Raw genomic sequence first — 14,597 nt, forward strand, 5'->3', positions numbered from 1 at the left:
TGACCCGCCAGAATTCGTCCTTGGCATAAATCAACACCCATGGAACTTCGTCAACTCGAGGCCTTTGCGGCCGTCATGTCCACGGGCAGCGTCACCGCCGCGGGACGGCTGCTTGGACGCTCCCAGCCCGCGATCAGCCGTTTGCTGCAAGAGCTGGAGGCCGAGATCGGCTACCCCCTGTTTGCGCGCAGCGGTCCCCGCGTGACGCCCACCGAGCAGGGCTTTCTGTTGTATGACGACGTTGAACGCGCGCTGGCCAGCCTGCAGCAGATCCGCAGCCGCGCGGAAGAAATTGCGCGCGGCCATGCCCAGCCGCTTCTGGTGGCCGCCACCTCCGCCCTGGCCGCGGGACTGGCGCCGGCCGCGCTCAAACGCATCGAAGACCGGGTCGGCGCCGCGCGCATCCAATTGCGCAGCGCATCGCCCGAACGCGTGGTGCACGCCGTGCTGTCAGGCGCCGCCCAACTGGGCGCGACCAGCCTGCCGCTGGAGCATCGCGGCCTGACGGTGCATTGGATCGGGCAGGCGCCCTGCGTGGTCGCCCTGCCCGACGACGATCCGGTCGCGCAACAGTCCGTGGTGCCGGTGTCGGCCCTGGCCGGACGCCGCCTCATCACCATGGCCAACCCCTATCGCCTGCGCCGCCGCCTGGACGCCGCGCTGGCGCAGAACGGGCGGGCCCTGGGCACCATCGAAACCAATTCGTCCATCAACGCCCTGGCCGCGGTACGCGCCGGCCTGGGCGTGTCGGTGCTGGAACCCGTGACCGCCTACGGCTCGCCCATGACGGGCGTGGCGATCCGGCCCATCGACCTGGACATCCCCTTCTTTTTCGGGGTCATCACCCCCCAGTCGCAAACGCTGACGCCGGCCTGCCAGGCCATGGCGGACGCGCTGGCCGACGCCGCCGCCGCGCTGCTGCCGGGCTTCGTGCTGCACGATGCCTCCGAGCATTCGGCGCTGTTGCAGTCGATCTACGGCGATGACGCCCCTGTCATGGAAACACCCGCACTATGAATCTTCCCCTCGCCACCCCGCCGCAAGGCCTGCCCGCCCTGGAGGCGCGCCTTCGGCAAGACCTGTCCTGGCTGGAACTGCCCGCCAAGAACTGGGTGACGCCCCGCCTGGTCGACGGGAATCAGGTGCTGGACGTGGCCATCATCGGCGGCGGCATGGCGGGTCTTGCGGCCGCCGCGTCGCTCAAGCACCTGGGCATCGATGCGCCGATCTTCGACCAGGCGCCCGAAGGTTATGAAGGCCCTTGGGCCACCACCGCCCGCATGGAAACGCTGCGCTCGCCCAAGCAGTTGACCGGCCCCGCGCTGGGTCTGCCCGCGCTGACGTTCCGCGCGTGGTTCGAAGCGCAGTTCGGACTGGACGCCTGGGAAGCGCTGGACAAGATCCCGCGCCTGCAATGGATGGACTACCTGCGCTGGTACCGCCGCGTGCTGGCGCTGGACGTGCGCAACGAACACCGCATCCTGTCGGTGCAGCCGCGCGCCGACAGGCTGGTCGCGCTGGACATCGAATCGCCCGCCGGACGCAGCACCGTGCTGGCCCGCCGCGTCGTGCTGGCCACGGGCCGCGACGGCCTGGGCGGCGCGTACGTGCCCGACTTTGCGAAGAAACTGCCGCGCGACCGCTGGGCGCACTCGTCCGACGTGATGGACTACAACACCCTGGCCGGCAAGCGCGTGGGCGTCGTGGGCGCGGGAGCATCCGCCATGGACAGCGCCGCGACCGCGCTGGAAGCCGGCGCCGCCAGCGTGGACCTCTTGATCCGCCGCAACGACATTCCCCGCATCAACAAAGGCAAGGGCGCCGGCAACCCCGGCCTGACCCACGGCCACCTGACGCTGCCCGACGAATGGAAGTGGAAGATCCGCCATTACATCAACGCCGCGCAAGTCCCGCCGCCGCGCGGCAGCACGCTGCGCGTATCGCGCCATCCGAACGCCTTTTTCAACCTGGGCTGCGGCGTGCAGGACCTGGCGCTGATCGATGACGAGATCCACGTCACCACGCCCAAAGGCGTGTTCGTGCTGGACTTCCTGATCTTCTCCACGGGCTTTCGCATCGACTGGACCGTGCGCCCGGAATTCGCGCCGCTGGCCCCGCACGTGCGCGCCTGGGGCGACCGCTACACCCCGCCCCCCGGCGAGGAAGACCAGGAACTGCATGACTCGCCCGACCTGGGTGCGGTCTTCGAACTGCAGGAAAAGGTCCCCGGCGCCTGCCCCGGCCTGGATCGGGTGCATTGCTTCTCGTACCCCGCCGCGCTGACGCAAGGCACCATTTCGGGCGACATCCCCGCCATCAGCGAAGGCGCCAAGCGCCTGGCGCAAGGCATTGCCGGCCTCTTCTACCGCGAAGACGTCGCCACGCACTACGCCAACATGGAAGCGTTCTCCGAGCCCGAGGTGTTCGGCGACGAGTGGACCCCGGCCCCCGCCCCGGCCGCGCAGGCGGAGACCGCGCAATGACCGCATGGCTGCTACGCCGCGTGGCGCAGGCCGCCGTGGTCGTGTTCCTGATGACGTTGATCGTCTTCGTGGGGCTGCACGCCATCGGCAACCCCGTGGACATCCTGATCGGCCAGGACGTGGACCAGGTGGACCGCGCGCGCATCATCGCCGAACTTGGCCTGGACAAGCCCCTGTGGCAACAGTACCTGGCCTTCCTGAACGGGGCGCTGCACGGCAACCTGGGCAACAGCTTTGTCTACAACATCCCCGCGATCGAGCTGGTGATCCAGCGTCTGCCGGCCACGCTTGAACTGGCCATCACCGCGCTTTCCTTCGCCGTCATCATCGGCCTGCCGCTGGGCCTTTTCGCCGGTCTGTATCCCGACAGCCGCGTGTCCAAGACGATCATGGCGGGCAGCATCGTCGGCTTCTCGCTGCCCACCTTCTGGGTGGCGCTGATGCTGATCATGGCATTCAGCGTGTCGCTGGGCTGGCTGCCGGCCAGCGGCCGCGGCCAGACGGTGGAGTTCCTGGGCTTCCAGTGGTCGTGGCTGACGGCCGACGGCTGGCGCCACCTGATCCTGCCGGCGTTCAACCTGTCGCTCTTCAAGATCTCGCTGGTGATCCGCCTGACCCGCGCCGGCGTGCGCGACGTGATGCCGCTGGACTTCGTGAAATTCGCGCGCGCCAAGGGCCTGTCGCCCTTGCGCGTGGTCTGTGTGCACGTGCTGCGCAACACCATGATCCCGCTGGTGACGGTGCTGGGCCTGGAACTGGGCTCGACCATCGCGTTCGCCGTCATCACCGAAAGCATCTTCGCGTGGCCCGGCGCCGGCAAGCTGATCCTGGACAGCCTGAACGCGCTGGACCGGCCGGTGATCGTGGCCTATCTGATCGTGGTGGTGTGCCTGTTCGTGACGCTGAACCTGATCGTCGACATTCTGTACAAAGTGCTGGACCCCCGGGTGCGGCTGGAGGCCACGGCATGAGTTCCGTATCCCAAACCGCGCAGGCGCCCGTCCTGCGCCGCGAGTCGCCATGGCGCCGCAACCTGGCCGAGTTCCTGTCGTCCAAGACGGCCGTGCTGGGCCTGGTGGTGGCGACGCTGCTGATCCTGGCCGCCGTGCTGGCGCCCTGGATCTCGCCGCAGAACCCCTATGACCTGCTGCAGATCGACGTGCTGGATTCGCGCCTGCCGCCGGGCACCATGAACGGCCTGGAGACCTTCCACTACTGGCTGGGCACCGACGGCCAGGGCCGCGACCTGCTGTCGGGCATCCTGTATGGCCTGCGCATCAGCCTGATGGTGGGCGTGGGCTCGGCGCTGATCGCCGGCGTCATCGGCACGCTGCTGGGCCTCCTGGCGGCCTACGCCGGCGGCAAGGTCGACGCCTTCATCATGCGCCTGGTGGACCTGATCCTGTCGTTCCCGTCGATCCTGGTGGCCATGATGATCCTGGCCTACCTGGGCAAGGGCGTGGGCAACGTGGTGCTGACGCTGGTGATCCTGGAATGGGCCTATTACGCCCGCACCGCGCGCGGCCAGGCCCTGGTCGAGCGCCGCCGCGAATACGTGGAAGCCGCCCGCTGCCTGGACATCCCCAACTGGCGGATCATGCTCAAGCACATCCTGCCCAACTGCCTGCCGCCGCTGATCGTCATCGGCACGCTGCAGATCGCGCGCGCCATCACGCTGGAAGCCACGCTGAGCTTCCTGGGCCTGGGCGTGCCCGTGACCGAACCGTCGCTGGGCCTGCTGATCTCCAACGGCTTCCAATACATGCTGTCCGGCGAATACTGGATCAGCTTTTACCCCGGCATCGCGCTGCTGATCACCATCGTGGCGATCAACCTGGTGGGCGACCGCCTGCGCGACGTGCTGAACCCGAGGACCCACAAATGACCGACCGCTCCGCCCCGGCTGGCGCGCCGGCCACGCTTGAAGTGCGCGACCTGCGCACCCATTTCCATACCCGCGCGGGCGTGCTGCCCGCCGTGGACGGCGTCTCCTTTACGCTGGAACGCGGCAAGATCCTGGGCCTGGTCGGCGAGTCCGGCTCGGGCAAGTCCGTGACGGGCTTTTCCATCATGGGTCTGGTCGACGCGCCGGGCCGCATCGTCGGCGGCGAAGTCCTGTTCAAGGGCCGCGACCTGACCAAGCTGCCCCCGCGCGAACTGCGCCGCCTGCAGGGCAACCGCATCGCCATGATCTTCCAGGATCCGATGATGACGCTGAACCCCGTGCTGCGGGTGGACGTGCAGATGATCGAGACGGTGCGCGCCCACAACAAGATGAGCAAAGAGCAGGCCCGCATCCTGGCGCGCGACACGCTGGGCATGATGGGCATTCCCAGTCCCGAGGAGCGCCTGCGGGCCTATCCGCATCAACTGTCCGGCGGCATGCGTCAGCGCGTGGCCATCGCGATTGCCATGCTGCACCGCCCGGACCTCATCATCGCCGACGAGCCGACCACCGCGCTAGACGTCACCATCCAGGCGCAGATCCTGTCCGAAGTGCAGAAGCTCGCGCAGCAGCACGGCACCAGCCTCATCTGGATCACGCACGACCTGTCCGTCGTCGCCGGCCTGGCTGACGACGTGGCCGTCATGTATGCCGGGCGCATCGTCGAACACGGCAAGGTCGACGACGTGCTGGACCGGCCGCAACACCCGTACACGGTGGGGCTGATCGACAGCCTGCCCAGCAACAACGCGCGCGGCCAGCGCCTGCGCCAGATTCCCGGCATGACGCCGAACCTGCTGCACCTGCCGGCCGGCTGTGCGTTCGCGGCGCGCTGCGCGCGCGCCACCGCCGCCTGCGGCCAGCAACCCGGCATCACCCAAGCCCTACCCGAACACAACGTGCGCTGCTTCCATCCTTCCATCCAGATCCACCGCGAGGTGGCGGCATGAGCGCGACCGCCCACACCCCCACCCCGCTGATCGACCTGCGCCAGGTCAGCAAGCGTTTCGCCGAACGCAAGATCGGCGCCGCCGGCCGCGCCATGCAGTCGCTGGGCCTGTCCAAGCCGCCCGCGATCACGCGCGCGGTGGACCACGTGGACCTCATCGTGAATCCCGGGGAAGTCGTCGGCCTGGTCGGCGAATCCGGCTGCGGCAAGTCCACGCTGGGCCGCATCGCCGCCGGCCTGCTCACGCCGTCGGGCGGCGAGGTCCGCGTCAACGGCGTGCGCCCCGCTGACATGAATGCCGCCGAGGCCCACGCCGCGCGCCTGAAAGTGCAGATGATCTTCCAGGACCCCTACGCCAGCCTCAACCCGCGCCTGCGCGTGGACGAGATCGTGGGCGAAGCGGCCCGCATCCACGGCCTGGTCGGCAACGGCGACTTCGATGACTACGTCAGCGCGCAACTGGAACGCGCCGGCCTGGACCCCGCCCTGCGCCAACGCTACCCGCACCAGTTCAGTGGCGGCCAGCGCCAGCGCATCGGCATCGCCCGCGCGCTGGCCGTGCAGCCGTCCATGCTGGTCTGCGACGAAGCCGTGGCCGCGCTGGATGTGTCGATCCAGGCGCAGATCCTGAACCTGTTCATGGACCTGCGCGAAGAACTCAACCTGACCTATCTCTTCATCAGCCATGACCTGGGCGTCGTCGAACACCTGTCCGACCGCGTCGTCATCATGTACCTGGGCCGCGTCGTGGAGACGGCGACCGTGGAAGAAGTCTTCCGCCGTCCCAACCACCCGTACACGCAGGCGCTGCTGGCCGAGATCCCCACCCTGAAATCGCGCCACAAGACCTTCACCGCGATCAAGGGCGAGATCCCCAGCCCGCTCAACCCGCCCGGCGGCTGCCATTTCCATCCGCGATGTCCGCATGCGATGCCGCGCTGCAAGACCGAAGTTCCCACGCTCAAGGGAATCGCCATCAACCACCTGAGCGCCTGTCACCTGAACGACATGGCCTGACGATCAATGGCTGCGGCCCCACCGCCGCAGCCGCTGGACCCACACCGTTCCCCCCTATACCAAGGACCCCGGACAATGAAACGCCTGATTCTCTCGACCCTGACCGCCGCCATCCTGGGCGCCTCGGCCGCCGCCTCCGCCGACAACCTGTCGATCGGCTTCGCCGACCCGCTGTCGTCGCTGGACCCGCAGTTGAACAACCACGCCGGCGACCGCTCGGTGGCCCTGCACTTCTGGGACCTGCTGATCGAAAACAAGTGGAACAAGCTGCAGCCTGGCCTGGCCGTGAGCTGGAAGCCGCTGGACAACACCACCTGGGAATTCAAGCTGCGTGAAGGCGTCAAGTGGCAGGACGGCACCCCGTTCACCGCCGACGACCTGATCTATTCCTACACCCGCGCCCGCGCCGTGCCGGGCAGCGTCGCCACCTACGCCGGCTACCTGCGCACCATCGACACGATGACCGCCAAGGACCCGCTGACCCTCATCGTCAAAACCAAGGCGCCCAACCCCGACCTGCCCCTGAACCTGGCGTCCGTCCACGTCGTCAGCAAGCACGTCGGCGAAAAGTCCTCGACCGAAGACTACAACTCGGGCAAGGCGATGGTCGGCACCGGCCCCTACAAGTTCGTCTCCTACACCCCCGGCGACCGCGTCCTGATGGAACGCAACGACGCCTACTGGGGCGACAAGCAGATCTGGGACAAGGTCAACTACCGCTACATCAACAACGCCGCCGCCCGCACCGCCGCGCTCCTGGCCGGCGACGTGGACGTGATCGACAAGGTCTCGGTGTCCGACCTGGCCAAGCTGCAAAAGGCCTCCAACATCTCGGTCTACCCGTACGACGGCCTGCGCGTCATGCTGCTGCAACCCAGCTTCAACCCCGCGCCCAACCAGTACATCACCGACAACAACGGCAAGCCGCTGGACAAGAACCCGCTCCTGGACGTGCGCGTGCGCCAGGCCCTGAACCTGGCCATCAACCGCAAGGCCATCGCCGACCGCATCCTGCAAGGCGCCGCCACCGAAGCCAACCAGTGGATGCCCAAGGGCACCTTCGGCTACAACCCCGACGTCAAGGACATCCCCAACGACGTCGCGCAAGCCAAGAAGCTGCTGGCCGAAGCGGGCTTTCCCGACGGCTTCAAGCTCACCATGCACGTGCCCAACGACCGCTACCCGCAAGGCCCGGAAACGGCCCAGGCGGTCGCGCAGTTCTGGACCCGCGTGGGCGTGAAGACGCAAGTGGAAGTCGTGCCGTGGGCCGTGTATTCGGGCCGCGCCAACAAGAACGAATTCGCCGTCAGCATGCTGGCGTGGGGCAACGGCACGGGTGAAGGCAGCTACGCGCTGGTCAACATCCTGGCCACCGCCGACGCCAAGAAGGGCCTGGGCGCTTCCAACTGGGGCCGCTACAGCAACCCCAAGGTCGACACCGCGCTGGAGCAATCCACCTCGGAATTCGACGTCGCCAAGCGTGAAGCCATCCTGCGCGACTCCGTCAAGATCGTGTCCGACGACGTCGGCATCATCCCGCTGTTCCACTACAAGAACATCTGGGCGACCAAGAAGGGCCTGAAGGTCACCCCGATGACCAGCGACCGCACGGCCGCCATGATGGTCACCAAGGTCTCGGACAAGTAAGCCATGGCGCCGACCCTGACCATCGCCCCCGCGGACGCCCTGATCGACGTCCCGCGCCAGATCCGCGTCGAACACGTCGCGCCCGGCGCGACCGTCGACATCACCGCCCTCACCCGCCGCAACGGTGTGCTCTGGCAAGCCCAGGCCACCTACACGGCAGGCGAAGACGGCGTCGTCGACCTGACCCGCGACGCGCCCGTCTCGGGCGACTACGCCGGCCTGTCCCCGATGGGCCTGGTCTGGTCGCAATCTCCCGAGGACGGCAAGAGCCGCGAATACTTCAACCAGCCGGTGACCGACGCCCTGGTCACCGACGTGGTGGCGCGCGTGGCGGGCGCCGAGGCGCGCGCCCGCTTCACACAGCGCCTGGCGGCTGAAGGCGTCACGCGCGTGGAAGTCCGCGAGGATGGCCTGGTCGGCACCCTGTACCTGCCCGCCGGCAGCGCCCCGGGATCGCATCCCGCCGTCATGATCCTCAACGGCTCTGGCGGCGGCATCAACGAACCGCGCGCCGCCCTGTACGCCTCGCGCGGCTACGCCGCCTTTGCGCTGGCGTACTTCAAGGCACCGGGCCTGTCCGACTACATCTCCAACACCCCGCTGGAGTACTTCCAGACCGGCCTGCGCTGGCTGCGCAAGAAGGTCCAGCCCAAACACGACTTCGTCGCCATCAGCGGCCAGTCGCGCGGCGGCGAACTGGTGCTGCTGCTGGGCGCCACCTTCCCCAAGGAAGTGTCGGCCGTCGTCGCCTACGTGCCCGGCGCCGTCGTCCACAGCGGCCAGAACGCCTGCGACCCCAAGATCGGCCGCGAAGGCCCCACGTGGCTGCTGGGCGGCAAGCCCATCCCCCACGTCTGGGAAAACAACCGCACGGCCACCTGGGCCCCGTTCGATGAAGGCCCCGCGCCCCATCGCCACGAAAGGGCCATCCTGACCGCCCTGCAAGACCCCGACGCCGTCGCCCGCGCCCGCATCCGCGTGGAAGACATCGAAGGCCCGGTCATGCTGCTGTCCGGCACCGACGACGGCTCGTGGCCGTCCAGCCTGTACTCGAAGATGGTGCAGGACAAGCTGGTTCAGGTGCAGCACCCGTATCCGGTGCAGTGGTTGGATTACGAGAACGGCGGACACTCCATCCTGTTCCCCTACGTGCCCACCACGCAGCTCGTCTACGCCCATCCGGTGTCCGGCAAGATCAGCACCAGCGGCGGCAATCCCAAGGACAACGCCCGCGCCGACCAGGAATCCTGGGAAGGCGTGAAGACGTTCCTGGACGCCGCGGTAAAGGCCAAGGGCGCGGCGGCAGCGCCCGCCAAATGACATTCAAGGAGACCTCCTCAATGGCACAACAACCCATCGTCTACGACATCAGCAAGGACGTCGTCGACCAGCTCGTGGGCCTTGCGCCCGGCAACCCCACTTTCGACGTGCGCCACAAGCGCGACAAGGTCGCCGCCGCCACGCAAGGCAGCTACGACGCCCTGTTTGATCCGGCCCTGCCCGGCCTTTCGCTGGCCGACCGCCTGCTGGTTGCGCTGTATGCCACGCGCATCACGCCGTCGCCGCTGCTGGCGGCTCACTACCGCGCCCGCGCGGTGGAAGCGGGAGTTGCGGCGGCGGACATCGCCGTCGCGGAATCGGGCAAGCCGACTGACGCCGCCAACCCGCAACTGGCCGCCGTGCTGGAATACACGCGCAAGCTGATCGAAAAGCCGGTCGAAGGCGACGAAGCCGCGCTGAAAACCCTGCCCGCCGCCGGCGTCTCCACGCCTGCCGTGGTCACCCTGTCGCAACTGATCGCCTTCCTGTCGTACCAGACGCGCCTGGTGGCGGGGCTGGTCGCGATGAAGGCTGCTGAAGGACAGCGTTCCGGTGCCGCCGCCGACGACGCAACCGCCGTGATCAACCCCGGCAACACCGAGCCCGGCGCCGTCATCAAGGCCCACGGCTTCACCAACGAAGTCCTGGAATGGAAGGCCTGGCTGGATGTGGTGAACGTCGACACCGCCACGCCCGAACAGATCGCCGTCCTGGAAGAAAGCCACCCCAAGGCCAAGGTCTCGGACTACTACCTGTTCCTGGTCCACCAGCCGGAAATCCTGCGCCAGCGCTCCACGGCCTTCAACGCCATCATGTACGCCCCGGGCGGCATGTCGCGCGCCGAACGCGAACTGGGCGCCACCGTCGTGTCGCGCGTGAACGGCTGCGTGTACTGCGCATCGGTGCATGCGCAGCGGTTCGAGCAACTGGCCAAGCGCAATGACGTGATAGGGCAGGTGTTTGAGGATCCGGCCACGGCGGGCACCACGAAGCGTGAGCAGGCCATCGGCAAGTTCTCGATCCAGATCACCGAGGCGCAGGCCGACGTGAACGCGGACAGCATCCAGGCCCTGAAGGATGTGGGCCTGAACGACGGCGAGATCCTGGATCTGCTGCATTCGGACGCGATCTTTGCGTGGGCGAACCGCTTGATGCTGAATCTTGGCGAACCGGTCCTCGTGACGGTCTGACGCGCCCTGGTGTCTGACACGCGGAGGGGTAAAATGCCCCTTCCCGCACCTCTACGCGCCCCGCCCCAGCGGGGCGCTTGCCTTTCCCCATGTCCGAAAAAACCCACGACATCCGCCCCGGCCAGTCGATCGAACTCCTCAAGGCCCTGCACATCCTGACCCGCGACGGCAAGATGAACCAGGACAGCCGCCGGAAACTCAAGCAGGTCTACCACCTGTTCCAGTTCATCGAACCGCTGCTCAAGGACGTCCAACAACAACGCGGCGCCGTCACCCTGGCCGACCACGGCGCGGGGAAGTCGTATCTGGGGTTCATCCTGTACGACCTGTTCTTCAAGGAACAGCCCGAGGCGCTGAAGAACGGCTCCCACATCTACGGCATCGAAACCCGGGAAGAACTGGTGAAGTCGTCAGAGGAACTGGCCAAGCGGCTGGGCTTCGGGGGGATGTCGTTCTTGAACCTGTCGGTTGCGGAGTCGATTACGTCGGACAAACTGCCCGCGTCCATCGACGTCGTCACCGCCTTGCACGCCTGCAATACCGCCACCGACGACGCGATTCATTTTGCGCTGGAGAAGAAGGCGAAATACATCGTGGTCGTGCCTTGCTGCCAAGCTGAGGTGGCTTCGGTGCTAAGGAAGAACAAGGCGAAGGCCTTGGCGGATCCATTGGCGGAAATTTGGCGGCATCCGCTGCATACGCGGGAGTTTGGTAGCCAGATCACCAACGTACTGCGCTGTCTGCAACTGGAAGCCCACGGGTATCAGGTCAGCGTGACCGAGCTCGTCGGGTGGGAGCATTCGATGAAGAATGAGCTGATCATTGCGCAGTACAAGAATCTACCGACCAGGAAGCCTGCGGAGCGGCTGACGGAGATGCTGGAGCGGATTGGCTTGCAGGAATTGAAGGACCGGTTTTTCCTGCCCCAAGCTGCATAGATCTGACAAAAGGACCGCAGGCGTCAATGAATTTCTCCAACTACCTGGACCGTGTCCATACGGTCTACGACACGCATGCATCCGCGCTACAGCTCAACCCGGGCGCGACAAAAGCGGCGGTGGAAGCGGTAGAGGCACAACTCGGCTTCCCTATTTCTGCGGACATCACGCAGGCTTGGCTCCTGGCCGATGGGGGCGAAAGCGATGTGCCGGTGTTCATGCGGCCGGGTTATCTGACCGGCTACGATTTTCTGTCGTTGGAAGAAGCGATTGCCGAACGGGCGCGCATGTCCGATCGCGCGCCGCGATATGCCGGCTACGATGAACCGGCGTCGGCCGATCCGCGCATCAGGGAAGGCTGGTTTCATCAGGGCTGGCTGCCCTTCGCCAGCTTTGGCGCGGGAACGCTGCTGCTGATGGTCGACCACTCGCCGGGGGATGGGGGCACGATGGGACAGATCATCGCGTTTACGCATGATCCGGATCAAATCACTTGGGTGGCGCCGAGCTTTGCGGCGCTGCTAATGGGGTCGATTGTCGAGATTGAAAATGATCCGGAGGAGTTTCTGGGGGAGTATTAGGGCCTGGGTTAAGCGCGTGGGCAATTGGGCCAAATTTGCGTCCAATGGCGAACGGCTGCCGCTAAGAAGAACCTTCGTTGAGGACTTGGGCGTTGTATTGGCTCACGGCGCGACTGAAGTCGTCGCGGGCACAAAGATTGTTGTGACCCTCAAGATGCAGACCTACAACGCCATGCCGTATTTCGTATTGACTGCGTATCTGGATTTCTGATGACTGAGCAAGAAAAATATCCCGAGCTCGAAGTCCTGATCGCAGGATGGTTCCATCAGGACTGGGCGGCCTTTGGCGATACCGTTGAGGACGTGGTCCAAGATTATGAAAATGTGGTCAATGACCAGCGGGTAGATCAGGTCTGCTTGGAGATGAACCAATTCATCGCTGAATACGGTCCTGAGATTGAAACCGCGTTCAAACAACGATGGGGTTGGCTCCGACCCGCAGGGTTGGGATACACGACCCCTGAGTTCTTTGAGGAACTGAAGAGAATTCTGACCGGCTGAACAGCATCTATTAACAAGACCGTTTCCGCTTCCAGCCGCGTTGCGCAGTCGGAGGCGATACTGCATCGAGTTTCCGGGAGTTATAAGGCCTAGGCCAAGCGTATCCCATGATGATGGTTCTTTTCTTCCCCCTTGTATTCCTTGGCGTCCTGGCGTTCTGGCTTGCTTACGTCTGGAAGAATCGCTCGGTAAAGTCGGTTCCATCCGCGATCACCACGGCGCTCCTGGCCTTGGTTTTTTGCTATGCCTTGAGTCTCATACTGATCTCCATGGACCCTTGGTACGACGACAACGGCGCGCCAGAATTCATCTCCTGGCAATATCGTTGGGCATGGGCCGCGTGGCTGGCGGGCTGGCTCGCGATGCTTGTCCTGCCCGTCGTCTTCGGACTGCGGGCATTCGTCCTCTCCCGCGCCAGCAGTCGCTCATAAATTCACCCCCGGCTCGACACCTGCCCCCACCTCCCCGCAATCCCCCCCGCCGCCGCCCTCATCCTCTCCACCACCCCCTCAAACCGCTCCACCCCCAACCGCTCCGCCATCGCCGTCACCGTAATCGCCCCCAACGCCTCCCCTCGAGCCGACATAATCGGCACCGCCACCGCACTCGTCCCCGGCATTAACCCCGCCGGCGCATGCGCCAGCCCATCCCTTCGTGCCACTTCAACCCGCGCAATCACATCCTCCACCCGCTCCCCCTCCAACCGCGCCGCATTACTCCGCACTAGGCGCACACTCTCCTCCGCATCCAAACTCGCCAACAACGCCACCCCGGACACCCCCACCCCAAGCGGCCGACGAACACCAACCTCAATCGACAACACCTGTATCGGATGCCGCCCGGTCCGCCGCCCGATGCAAATCGAATCATGCCCATGCCGGATACTGAGAAACACCGTATCCCCCACCTGATCCGCCAGCTCCGCCATATACGGATCCGCCAGCGTCAGTAACGGAAAGCGCCGCGTGCGCGCCAATCCGAGTAGCGTGATTTCCTGCCCGATCAGATACCGGCGCGTTTCCGGATCCTGTTCGACCGCTTCTTCCTGCACCAAGGTTTTCAGCAATCGATGCACGGTTGGCCGGTTCAGGCCAGACATGCGTTCCAGGTCCACCAGGCGCACGCCACGCTCCTGACCGCAGGCAATCAGGCGCAGCAACGCCAATGCTCGCCGAACGGTTTGCGCGCCGGACGCGCTTTTATCTTCGGGATCGCTCATGCGACCTCCGGTTTCATGACGGATTTCGGTGTCTGCGCGATGCCGCGCTTGGTGATGATTTCGCCCAGCGACGCATAGTTGGGCCCGCCGATGCGGCAGATGGGGCGCAGCCTTCCGGTGTCGATCTTGCCGTCTTGCATCAGGCCGTCGCGGATGTGGAACATGACAACTTCGCCTACAAAAAACTCCGCACCGGTATTTCCGAAAGGCGTGACGCTATGGAGCCGGCATTCCAGGCTGATGGGCGCTGCGGCCAGGCGGGGGGTGGCGATTACCTCGCCCGCCAGCACCTCCAGGCCAAGCAATTCGGCCTCGCTGATTTCGGGCGGATGTTCCTGGGCGCTTTCATGCAAGGGATCCAGCAGCGTCTCGTCGGCGATGTTCACGACGAAGTGGCCGTTTTCGATGATGTTGCGTCCGGTGTCCTTGCGCTCGCCGGCTTTTCTGCCGATGTTGATGCCGACCATGGGCGGCTGGTTGGACACGAAGGTGTAGCAACTGAAGGGCGCCAGGTTGACGACGCCGTTGGCGTTGATGGTGCTGATCCAGGCGATGGGGCGCGGCACGATGATGCCGCTCATCAAGCGGTAGGTCTGTTCGGGGTTCAGGTCGCTTGCGGGGAAGTGCATGGTTGTCTCGCTCGGTAGTCCGGATATTGAACATCAGATTGGGGGCACATCAATGCGGACATAGTGCGCCAAGCCTGATTTTCCGGCCTAGCGAGGCCAATCCGAAAGTGGCACCTAAATCGACAGGCCTAAAGAGTCCAATATCCGGAACTTTTCGCGAAATTGCCGTTGTTCCAAA

The 14,597-nt window shown here is 65.5% G+C and carries 16 protein-coding genes; 14 read left to right on the top strand and 2 right to left on the bottom strand.

Translation table 11 applies throughout. From position 1 onward, the window contains the following. Positions 1-39: 39 nt before the first annotated feature. From BMW75_RS08415 to BMW75_RS08480, 14 genes are all read left to right on the top strand, one after another. Entirely contained in the window at positions 40-1,017 is a 978-nt protein-coding gene (locus BMW75_RS08415; RefSeq protein WP_076520519.1) for a LysR family transcriptional regulator, read from the top strand. Beyond that, positions 1,014-2,483 (top strand): flavin-containing monooxygenase, encoded by a 1,470-nt coding sequence (locus BMW75_RS08420; protein WP_092578493.1) that lies wholly within the window; start codon positions 1,014-1,016, stop codon positions 2,481-2,483. The genes BMW75_RS08415 and BMW75_RS08420 overlap by 4 nt, the downstream gene beginning before the upstream one ends. Beyond that, positions 2,480-3,454: an ABC transporter permease gene (locus BMW75_RS08425; RefSeq protein WP_092578495.1), complete on the top strand. Its 975-nt coding sequence runs from the start codon at positions 2,480-2,482 to the stop codon at positions 3,452-3,454. Before BMW75_RS08420 ends, BMW75_RS08425 begins: the two co-directional genes overlap by 4 nt. Then, entirely contained in the window at positions 3,451-4,368 is a 918-nt protein-coding gene (locus BMW75_RS08430; RefSeq protein WP_076520516.1) for an ABC transporter permease, read from the top strand. Before BMW75_RS08425 ends, BMW75_RS08430 begins: the two co-directional genes overlap by 4 nt. Continuing rightward, on the top strand, positions 4,365-5,378 hold the full coding sequence (locus BMW75_RS08435) for an ABC transporter ATP-binding protein (RefSeq protein WP_092578497.1): 1,014 nt from the start codon (positions 4,365-4,367) through the stop codon (positions 5,376-5,378). The genes BMW75_RS08430 and BMW75_RS08435 overlap by 4 nt, the downstream gene beginning before the upstream one ends. Next, positions 5,375-6,394: an ABC transporter ATP-binding protein gene (locus tag BMW75_RS08440; protein WP_092578499.1), complete on the top strand. Its 1,020-nt coding sequence runs from the start codon at positions 5,375-5,377 to the stop codon at positions 6,392-6,394. Before BMW75_RS08435 ends, BMW75_RS08440 begins: the two co-directional genes overlap by 4 nt. Before the next feature lie 75 nt (positions 6,395-6,469). Continuing rightward, entirely contained in the window at positions 6,470-8,041 is a 1,572-nt protein-coding gene (locus BMW75_RS08445) for an ABC transporter substrate-binding protein (RefSeq protein ID WP_092578501.1), read from the top strand. Between the two features lie 3 nt (positions 8,042-8,044). After that, positions 8,045-9,361, top strand: a complete 1,317-nt coding sequence (locus tag BMW75_RS08450; protein WP_092578503.1) for an acyl-CoA thioester hydrolase/BAAT C-terminal domain-containing protein — start codon at positions 8,045-8,047, stop codon at positions 9,359-9,361. Positions 9,362-9,381: 20 nt separating this feature from the next. Then, positions 9,382-10,551 carry a CMD domain protein gene (locus BMW75_RS08455; RefSeq protein WP_092578505.1) on the top strand — a complete coding sequence of 390 codons (1,170 nt, stop codon included), beginning with the start codon at positions 9,382-9,384 and terminating at the stop codon, positions 10,549-10,551. A gap of 89 nt (positions 10,552-10,640) precedes the next feature. Beyond that, complete coding sequence (locus BMW75_RS08460; protein ID WP_076520510.1) at positions 10,641-11,489, top strand: class I SAM-dependent methyltransferase; 849 nt, start codon at positions 10,641-10,643, stop codon at positions 11,487-11,489. A 26-nt stretch (positions 11,490-11,515) separates the two neighbouring features. Then, on the top strand, positions 11,516-12,070 hold the full coding sequence (locus tag BMW75_RS08465) for an SMI1/KNR4 family protein (RefSeq protein WP_092578507.1): 555 nt from the start codon (positions 11,516-11,518) through the stop codon (positions 12,068-12,070). 16 nt (positions 12,071-12,086) lie between these two features. Beyond that, complete coding sequence (locus BMW75_RS08470; protein ID WP_092578509.1) at positions 12,087-12,281, top strand: RNase A-like domain-containing protein; 195 nt, start codon at positions 12,087-12,089, stop codon at positions 12,279-12,281. After that, positions 12,281-12,571: a contact-dependent growth inhibition system immunity protein gene (locus BMW75_RS08475; protein WP_092578511.1), complete on the top strand. Its 291-nt coding sequence runs from the start codon at positions 12,281-12,283 to the stop codon at positions 12,569-12,571. The genes BMW75_RS08470 and BMW75_RS08475 overlap by 1 nt, the downstream gene beginning before the upstream one ends. A gap of 107 nt (positions 12,572-12,678) precedes the next feature. Then, complete coding sequence (locus tag BMW75_RS08480; protein WP_092578513.1) at positions 12,679-13,002, top strand: hypothetical protein; 324 nt, start codon at positions 12,679-12,681, stop codon at positions 13,000-13,002. A gap of 2 nt (positions 13,003-13,004) precedes the next feature. Here the strand turns inward: BMW75_RS08480 and BMW75_RS08485 are convergent, their stop codons facing one another. After that, complete coding sequence (locus BMW75_RS08485) at positions 13,005-13,790, bottom strand: IclR family transcriptional regulator (protein ID WP_092578515.1); 786 nt, start codon at positions 13,788-13,790, stop codon at positions 13,005-13,007. Further along, on the bottom strand, positions 13,787-14,419 hold the full coding sequence (locus BMW75_RS08490; RefSeq protein WP_092578517.1) for a flavin reductase family protein: 633 nt from the start codon (positions 14,417-14,419) through the stop codon (positions 13,787-13,789). Before BMW75_RS08490 ends, BMW75_RS08485 begins: the two co-directional genes overlap by 4 nt. Positions 14,420-14,597: the final 178 nt, after the last annotated feature.

The sequence above is a fragment of the Achromobacter sp. NFACC18-2 genome (assembly GCF_900108985.1).
Lineage (GTDB): Bacteria > Pseudomonadota > Gammaproteobacteria > Burkholderiales > Burkholderiaceae_B > Achromobacter.